The 8,207-nt window shown below is 64.1% G+C and carries 6 protein-coding genes; 5 read left to right on the top strand and 1 reads right to left on the bottom strand.

Annotation, left to right across the window (positions count from 1 at the left end; translation table 11 throughout):
* Positions 1 to 19: 19 nt before the first annotated feature.
* From IVB46_RS39080 to IVB46_RS39095, 4 genes are all read left to right on the top strand, one after another.
* Positions 20 to 1,822, top strand: coding sequence for a sensor histidine kinase (locus tag IVB46_RS39080; protein ID WP_276010589.1), 1,803 nt, complete (start codon positions 20 to 22; stop codon positions 1,820 to 1,822).
* On the top strand, positions 1,819 to 2,343 hold the full coding sequence (locus tag IVB46_RS39085) for an HPr kinase/phosphatase C-terminal domain-containing protein (RefSeq protein WP_247316338.1): 525 nt from the start codon (positions 1,819 to 1,821) through the stop codon (positions 2,341 to 2,343). The genes IVB46_RS39080 and IVB46_RS39085 overlap by 4 nt, the downstream gene beginning before the upstream one ends.
* A 133-nt stretch (positions 2,344 to 2,476) precedes the next feature.
* Positions 2,477 to 2,878: a PTS sugar transporter subunit IIA gene (locus tag IVB46_RS39090; protein ID WP_007597752.1), complete on the top strand. Its 402-nt coding sequence runs from the start codon at positions 2,477 to 2,479 to the stop codon at positions 2,876 to 2,878.
* A complete protein-coding gene (locus IVB46_RS39095) occupies positions 2,875 to 3,201 on the top strand; it encodes an HPr family phosphocarrier protein (RefSeq protein ID WP_063980739.1) in 327 nt (108 codons plus the stop codon). Before IVB46_RS39090 ends, IVB46_RS39095 begins: the two co-directional genes overlap by 4 nt.
* 150 nt (positions 3,202 to 3,351) lie before the next feature.
* Here the strand turns inward: IVB46_RS39095 and IVB46_RS39100 are convergent, their stop codons facing one another.
* Positions 3,352 to 4,977 (bottom strand): glycosyltransferase family 39 protein, encoded by a 1,626-nt coding sequence (locus IVB46_RS39100; protein WP_247345281.1) that lies wholly within the window; start codon positions 4,975 to 4,977, stop codon positions 3,352 to 3,354.
* A gap of 126 nt (positions 4,978 to 5,103) precedes the next feature.
* On the opposite strand from IVB46_RS39100, the gene lepA reads away from it, so the two are divergent.
* The gene (gene lepA / locus IVB46_RS39105; protein WP_071916919.1) at positions 5,104 to 6,915 is read left to right on the top strand and encodes a translation elongation factor 4; all 1,812 of its coding nucleotides are present in this window, start codon (positions 5,104 to 5,106) and stop codon (positions 6,913 to 6,915) included.
* Positions 6,916 to 8,207: the final 1,292 nt, after the last annotated feature.

Genomic DNA, 8,207 nt, shown 5'->3' on the forward strand with positions numbered 1-8,207 from the left:
CCTAACGCGGGCGTAAGCATTGCTTGACCGAACGCAGCCTGACGAGAACCAGAATGCCGGGGATATCGCATCCGACGGCGTACCGGAGCACGTCGCCGACGACAAGCCGGCCGCGCAAGGTTGGCGGCCGCTGTCCTGGCTGACGCGCGCCGGTCAGTATTTCTTCGCGCTCTCCTTCTCGAGCCTGACCCGCCGCATCGTCTCGCTCAACCTCGCCGGCCTCGTCGCGCTGGTCGCGAGCATTCTCTATCTCTCGCAGTTCCGCGCCGGCCTGATCGACGCGCGTGCGCAGAGCCTGCTGGTGCAGGCCGAGATCATCGCCGGTGCCATCGGAGCGTCGGCGACCGTGCAGACCAACGCGATCACGGTCGATCCTGACCGCCTGCTCGATCTGAAGCTCGGCGACAGCTACGGCGAATCCGACGATTATTCGGCGCTGAACTTTCCGATCAGCCCGGAGCGCGTGGCACCCGTGCTGCGCACGCTGATCTCGCCGACCAAGACCCGCGCACGGATATTCGATCCCAACGGGACGGTGCTGCTCGACAGCCGCGACCTCGAGAACGTGCTGATCTTCCCGTTGCCGCCGCCATCGCAGAAGCCCGGCGTGATCGAGCGCGGCCTGACCTCGGTGCGCCTCTGGATCAACCGCGGTGACCTGCCGCTGTATCGCGAGCTCGGGCGCGAGAATGGCAATGGCTATTCGGAAGTGAGCGACGCGCTCCAGGGCCAGAAGCGTTCGATGGTGCGGGTCAATTCGCGCGGCGAGGTGATCGTCTCGGTCGCAGTCCCCGTGCTGCGCTCGCGCGCCATCCACGGCGCCCTGATGCTGTCGACGCAGGGCGACGACATCGACCAGATGGTCACCGCCGAGCGCCTGGCGATCCTGAAGGTCGGCGGCGTCGCTGCCGCGGTCATGATCATGCTGTCGCTGCTGCTCGCCAGCACGATCGCAGGTCCGGTGCGCCGGCTCGCCGACAGCGCCGAGCGCGTCCGCCGCCGCATCAAGGCCCGCATCGAGATTCCCGACTTCACCCGGCGCCGCGACGAAATCGGTCACCTGTCCGGCGCGCTGCGCGACATGACGAGTGCGCTCTACAGCCGCATCGAGGCGATCGAGATGTTCGCCGCCGATGTCGCGCATGAACTGAAGAACCCGCTGACGTCGCTGCGCTCAGCGGTCGAGACGCTGCCGCTGGCGCGCAACGAGACCAGCCGCGCGCGCCTGCTCGAGGTGATCGAGCATGACGTCAAGCGGCTCGATCGCCTCATCTCCGACATCTCCGACGCCAGCCGCCTCGACGCCGAATTGCAGCGCCAGGATGCGGTCCGGGTCGACCTGCGCCGCCTGCTGACGACGCTCGTGTCTGTCGCCAATGAAACCAAGCTCGGCCATGACGTCGCGGTCGAAACGCGCTTCGAAGGCCGCGGCGCGACCGACGCGTTCTCCGTGACCGGGCACGATTCGCGGCTCGGGCAGGTGGTCTCCAACCTGCTTTCCAACGCGCAGTCATTCTCCGAGCCCGGCAGCAAGGTGCGCCTCACCTGCCGCCGCGTCCGCTCCGAGATCGAGATCGTGGTCGACGACGACGGTCCCGGCATCCGCGACGACGCGCTCGAGCGCATCTTCGAGCGCTTCTACACCGACCGTCCGCACCAGGGCTTTGGCCAGAACTCCGGCCTCGGCCTGTCGATCTCCAAGCAGATCGTCGATGCCCATGGCGGACGCATCTGGGCCGAGAACCGCCCGGGCCCTGTGGACGAGGACGGAGCGCCTACGGTTGTCGGCGCGCGTTTCGTGGTGAGGCTGCCGGCGCTATGAGCGGCGGTGGCCCCAGCGTTCACGCCTCCGCAGTCAAGGTCGGGACTCTGGCGGTGCTGATCCGCGGGCCCTCAGGCTCCGGCAAGTCGCGCCTTGCCTTCGATTTGATCATGGCGGGACGCGCCGGCGTGGTCGAAAGGGCCGTTCTGGTCGGCGATGACCGTGTCCATCTGGCGACAGTCGGCGATGAAATTGAAGTCCGCCCCGCGCCGCTGCTGACCGGCCTGATCGAGATTCGGGGACTGGGAATCCGCCGCTGCGACTTCGTGGAGCATGCGACCGTCGGCCTCGTGGTCGATCTGGACGCCGCCAACGCAGAACGGCTGCCTGCGGCGGAATCGCTAAAAACAAGCATTTTCGGTGTCGAAATACCGCGAATCCCCGTCGGGCGCGACTATTCGCCCCTCCCTTTGGTTGTTGCGGCCTTGACCACTACCAAGAGTTCATCTTCCGTTAACCCTTCAGGCGATTGTTTGAAGGGAAATGGTAACCATATGAACCCCACTATCGCGACCGAATAGACCGGCGCAGCTCCCCTCATCCATCCGTCTAGTTTCAGGGAGATACGCAACATCCCCTCTTGCGCGGGGGCTCTGGATGGTCAAAGTGGCGCGTTCGTGCGGTGCACCAAAAGCGCCCGCGAGGAGTTTTCCGATGATTGGTCTAGTACTTGTGACCCACGGGCGCCTTGCCGACGAATTCAAGGCAGCGCTTGAGCATGTCATGGGCCCACAAAAGCAAATCGAAGCGATCACGATCGGTGCCGAAGATGATTCCGATCTCTGCCGAAGCGACATCATCGAGGCGGTCAACCGCGTCGATTCCGGCGACGGCGTCGCGATCCTCACCGACATGTTCGGCGGCACGCCGTCGAACCTTGCAATATCCTGCATGAGCCGGCCGAAGGTCGAAGTGCTCGCCGGCATCAACCTTCCCATGCTGGTGAAGCTTGCCAAGGTGCGCGAGGAGCGTCCGCTGCCCGACGCAATCGCGATGGCCCAGGAAGCGGGCCGCAAATACGTCACCATTGCCAGCCGCGTGCTCGCCGGCAAATGAGCGACGACGCGCCGCTCGGAAACCAGGCCGGGACAGGCGTGCCGGCGGGAGCCATTTCCAAAGACCTCCTGATCATCAACAAGCGCGGCCTGCACGCCCGCGCCTCGGCGAAATTCGTCCAGGCGGTCGAGCGCTTCAACGCCCAGGTATGGGTGACGCGCGGCGGCGAGACCGTCGGCGGCACCTCCATCATGGGCCTGATGATGCTGGCCGCAGGACCGGGCACGACGATCACGGTCGCCGCCGCCGGTGACGATGCCCAGGCTGCGCTTGCGGCGATTACCGAGCTCGTTGAAAGCAAGTTCAACGAGGAAGGGATCTGAGCCACGCGCTCAGTGCCGTAGGGTGGGCAAAGGCGCGAAGCGCCGTGCCCACCGTCTCGCGACAATCGCCATAGAAGTGGTGGGCACGCTTCCGCCGTCGCTCTTCGAGCTATGGCGGACAAGTCGCTTTGCCCACCCTACGAGATCCCGCTACTTCGCCGGCGGCGCGATGTAGATATTCCAGCTCATCGCCGGGCCGGCCTTGCCGTGGGTGAAGCGGCGCGTCGTCATCACGATGCGCTCGGCGTTCGGCGCGATCTCCGAGACCCATTTCTCGAACGCCGGCAGGCGGCCATCGGTTGGATCGAACACGCCGATGAAGCCATACTTCTTGGCGTCCTCGCGCGACGTCAGCCCGGAATCCCAGGCTTCGAGCGGCATCAGCGCGGCCGGATGATCCGGGCTGTAGAACACCATCGGCTGGATCGACTCCATGGTACCGGCGACGACCGCCCAGCGCGAGCCGAAACGCGTGTGCCAGGCCTGCGTCAATTCACGCGCCAGCTCCGAGCGCGCGCCGTAGGTCGCCGTGTTGCCGGCATTGGCGGCCATCTCGCGCGCGGCGATCCAGGGCGAGGCGGCGAGCGTGGCGACGCTGAGCAGGAGCCAGATCACGGCGATGTTGAACAGGGCCGCACTCTGCACCCGCAGCGCCGGGATCGCGACCAGCGCCAAGGGCACCAGGAAGAACAGCGAGATGCCCCAATCGGTCTTCATGTAGATGCTGAAGGCCAGCGCGCCGAGCGGCGGGCCGACCGCGACGATGATCTGGATGATCCAGACGTTCAACGCCTGCGCAACATTGACGCCGGGATTGGCGCCGCGCCCCCAGGCGCGCGTGACGATGCGTAACGGTGCGCGCAGCAGCAGCGTGAACCAATGCGGCACCAGTGCCATTGCGAGCGCGGCCAGCGCCACCGGCAACGCCAGCAGCGCCAAATTATGCAGGGCGTAGCCCGCCACGAGCTGATGCACCTGGCGGCTGTCATCGAGGCTGTAGGTATCGCCGGCATAGGTCAGCGGCACGAAATGCACGCCCGCAAGCCAGACGATGTGCGGGATCATCGCCACCACCATGGTCACGATCGCCACCCACGGCGCCGGCGACAGCAGGAATCGCAGCCGATCGGGATGAATCAGCGCGGCAAGACCGATGGCGCCGATCATGGTCAGCACCCAGTATTTCGTCATCAGCGCCAGCGCGCCGGCGAGCCCGAACCAGATACCGGACTGCCAGGTCCGCTTCTCGAAGGCGTTGAGATAGGCGAGCACGAGCAGCGGCAGCGTGACGAGCTGGAGCAGGTCGGGGTTGTACTTGAAACCCTTGAAATTGAAGATCGGGTAGAGCGCGACCATCACCACGACCAGGAACGCGCGCCGCGCGTCCACGACGCGCAAGCTCAGCAGCCAGCAGATCACCATGCCGACGCCGACGGTCGCCATCGCCAGCGCATAGGTCGCCCAGTCCGCCGCCGGGAACACCTTGAACCAGAGGCCGGCGACCCAGCCCGACAGCGGCGGGTGCTTGCCGTAGCCCCACAGGAACTCCTGGCCCCAGCCATAGGCTTCTGCGACGTCCATGTGAACGTCCTGCGCTGCCTTGAGATTGATCAGGATGAAGGTCCAGATCACGGAATGCAGGATGGCGAGCTGGATCACCAGCCAGAGCCGCGCTTCGGGCCGGATCGCGCAGGCAACCAGCCAGGCCCGGAAGCGGTTAAAGCTCACCCGGGCTTTTACGCGTGTTCGGGCGGAGGGGATCGAGGTCGTGGACATGAGCCTGGACATGGGCCGTTGCGTAGCGCGTTTTGGGCCCTCGTGGAATCAGCTTGGCGTGAAGAAAGGCCCTGAAAATACAGCAATATGGTTGCCGCACGGGGATGTGAGTGGTATCCCGCGCCCATGACGACCGTCCCCATTTCCAACATCCGCAACTTCTCCATCGTCGCCCATATCGACCATGGCAAGTCGACGCTGGCCGACCGCCTGATCCAGATGACCGGCGGCCTCACCGACCGCGAAATGGCGGGCAAGGAGCAGGTGCTCGATTCCATGGACATCGAGCGCGAGCGCGGCATCACCATCAAGGCGCAGACGGTCCGCCTTGCCTACCACGCCAAGGACGGCAAGGATTACATCTTCAACCTGATGGACACGCCCGGCCATGTCGACTTCGCCTACGAAGTCTCGCGGTCGCTGGCGGCCTGCGAGGGTTCCCTGCTGGTGGTCGACGCCAGCCAGGGCGTCGAAGCGCAGACGCTCGCCAACGTCTACCAGGCGCTCGACAACAACCACGAGATCGTCCCGGTCCTGAACAAGGTCGACCTTCCCGCGGCCGAACCCGAGAAGATCAAGCAGCAGATCGAGGACGTCATCGGCATCGATGCCTCCGACGCCGTGATGATCTCGGCCAAGACCGGCCTCGGCGTCCCCGACGTGCTGGAAGCCATCGTCACCCGCCTGCCGCCGCCGAAGGGCGACCGCGACGCGACCTTGAAGGCGCTCTTGGTCGACAGCTGGTACGACGTCTATCTCGGCGTGGTCGTGCTGATCCGCGTGGTCGACGGCGTGATGAAGAAGAACCAGCGCATCCGCATGATGGGCACAGGCGCGGCCTATGACGTCGAGCGCGTCGGCTTCTTCACCCCGAAGATGGAGCAGGTCGACGAGCTCGGCCCCGGCGAGATCGGCTTCATCACCGCGGCGATCAAGGAAGTCGCCGACACCCGCGTCGGCGACACCATCACCGACGACAGGAAGCCGGTCACCGAAATGCTGCCGGGCTTCAAGCCGGCGATCCCGGTGGTGTTCTGCGGCCTGTTCCCGGCCGATGCCAATGACTTCGAAACGCTGCGCGGGGCGATGGGCAAGCTGCGCCTCAACGACGCGAGCTTCTCCTACGAGATGGAAACCTCGGCTGCGCTGGGCTTCGGCTTCCGCTGCGGCTTCCTCGGGCTGTTGCACCTCGAGATTATCCAGGAGCGGCTGTCGCGCGAGTTCGACCTCAACCTGATCGCGACCGCGCCAAGCGTGATCTACAAGATGCACCTGACCGACGGCCAGGAGATCTCGATCCACAATCCCGTCGACATGCCCGACGTGGTCAAGATCGCCGATATCGAGGAGCCCTGGATCGAGGCCACCATCCTCACTCCCGACGAATATCTCGGCAGCGTGTTGAAGCTGTGCCAGGACCGCCGCGGCGCGCAGAAGGAGCTGACCTATGTCGGCTCCCGCGCCATGGTGAAGTACGATCTGCCGCTCAACGAAGTCGTGTTCGACTTCTACGACCGCCTGAAATCGGTCTCGAAAGGCTACGCCTCGTTCGACTATCACCTGACCGACTACAAGGTGGCCGATCTCGTCAAGATGCAGATCCTGGTCAACAACGAGCCGGTCGACGCGCTGTCGATGCTGGTGCATCGCACCCGCGCGGAGGGGCGCGGCCGCGCCATGGTCGAGAAGATGAAGGAGCTGATCCCGCCGCACATGTTCCAGATCCCGATCCAGGCGGCGATCGGCGGCAAGGTGATCGCGCGCGAGACGGTGCGCGCGCTGCGCAAGGACGTCACCGCAAAGTGCTACGGCGGCGACATCACGCGTAAGCGGAAACTTCTGGAGAAGCAGAAGGAAGGCAAGAAGAAGATGCGGCAGTTCGGCAAGGTCGACATCCCGCAGGAAGCCTTCATTGCCGCGTTGAAGGTGGATAGCTGAGGCGAACGCTCAGGCCACTCCGGACCCGACGAGATCGGGGCCCGGCCCGACATAGCGGGGGCCGACAAGCAAAATTCGCGAAAACAACCCCATGCACAGTAGCCGGGCCCTTGTCGGCATTGGGCTTTTTCGATTTTACGAAATCGATTTGACCCGTCGGGCAAAACAGGGGCATGATGGCATCATGGCAGCGGGTGTCCAGCAGGCGTCCATCAGAACGCACCATCTCCGCCGCCGACCGATTGGCAACCTCTGAATTCGATATCCATGCGCCACGTCGGTGACGGCTTGCTTCGGCTTCTGACCCGTCAGCCGACCTGCCAAGCACTGCTCCTCGAAGACCGCTTTTGACCCGAAGGCGACATTGGAGCAACTCCGTCCATTGCCCTTCGGGAATAAGGTTGTTATGTTTAATCGACGCCACCACTGCTTGTAGCTCTCTTGATAGTCGCCCACTTCGAGGTGGAGTTGTGGAGGACATTACTATGAGATTTTCCTCGCTGTTCCTTGTGGGCTTAGCTGTCGCCATCTTGTCGAATGCACCCGCCAACGCCGTGAAGAAAACTACGAGGCCGAACACTCCATCGACAGAGATATTTTACTCGGGTGCCCATGCCAAAGTGCTTGACCCGGATATAAGGGCGTTTGCGCCAGCCAAGGCCAGGACGTACGTGGAATGCAAACAAGGGTTATGGGCGCAAGGTGCAAACCCCAACTATCAATACGCGGTCTGTAGCAGTATGGGGTACAAGAACTGACCAATTCACGCACGCAGCAGAGGCCGCCCTCAGATGGTGGCCTCTCTGTCATATCGGGTCTTATGAGGCCAGCAGGGAACGTCGCCTCCTGGCCCGTGTGAGACATGGCGGTGCATTCCGACGATTTCCGTTCACAGGGGTAAACCGGAAGAGAGCGGCACGCGGCCATAGTGACGCGATAGACCGATCGCCGGCATCACCCCTCCGGTACTCCGGCGATGTACAATCCCCTAACCAAGCGCCTGGCTCCTGCAACGAAATTCGCACCGCCGCCGCGCACTGGAACGTTTCTGAGGCGACGAATCGTAAATGTTGGGTCAAGTGCAAGTCCGGTTTTGGCGGCCACTTGCGCCTCGTTCAGCCTCCCAAGAAGCGCGAGCGCTGCAGCATACCCGAAATGCAGCAGCGGATAGTTTCGGTTGGCCTCGATTCCTCGATCGTGTCCCCTAGCGTGGTGTAGCTGGCGGCGGGTCACCGCGTTCGCCGGCGAGGGCCGGGTCGGTCAGCTGGCGATAGCCGTGATGCTGACGCTCG

It is taken from the genome of Bradyrhizobium sp. 61, assembly GCF_023073075.1.
Classification (GTDB): Bacteria; Pseudomonadota; Alphaproteobacteria; order Rhizobiales; family Xanthobacteraceae; genus Bradyrhizobium; species Bradyrhizobium barranii.

What these genes read in the sequence shown, in the direction of transcription:
- IVB46_RS39085 (WP_247316338.1), top strand. Translation starts at nt 1,819, where the DNA reads ATGAGCGGCGGTGGCCCCAGCGTTCACGCCTCCGCAGTCAAGGTCGGG.
- IVB46_RS39090 (WP_007597752.1), top strand. Translation starts at nt 2,477, where the DNA reads ATGATTGGTCTAGTACTTGTGACCCACGGGCGCCTTGCCGACGAATTC.
- IVB46_RS39095 (WP_063980739.1), top strand. Translation starts at nt 2,875, where the DNA reads ATGAGCGACGACGCGCCGCTCGGAAACCAGGCCGGGACAGGCGTGCCG.
- IVB46_RS39100 (WP_247345281.1), bottom strand. Translation starts at nt 4,977, where the DNA reads ATGTCCACGACCTCGATCCCCTCCGCCCGAACACGCGTAAAAGCCCGG.
- lepA (WP_071916919.1), top strand. Translation starts at nt 5,104, where the DNA reads ATGACGACCGTCCCCATTTCCAACATCCGCAACTTCTCCATCGTCGCC.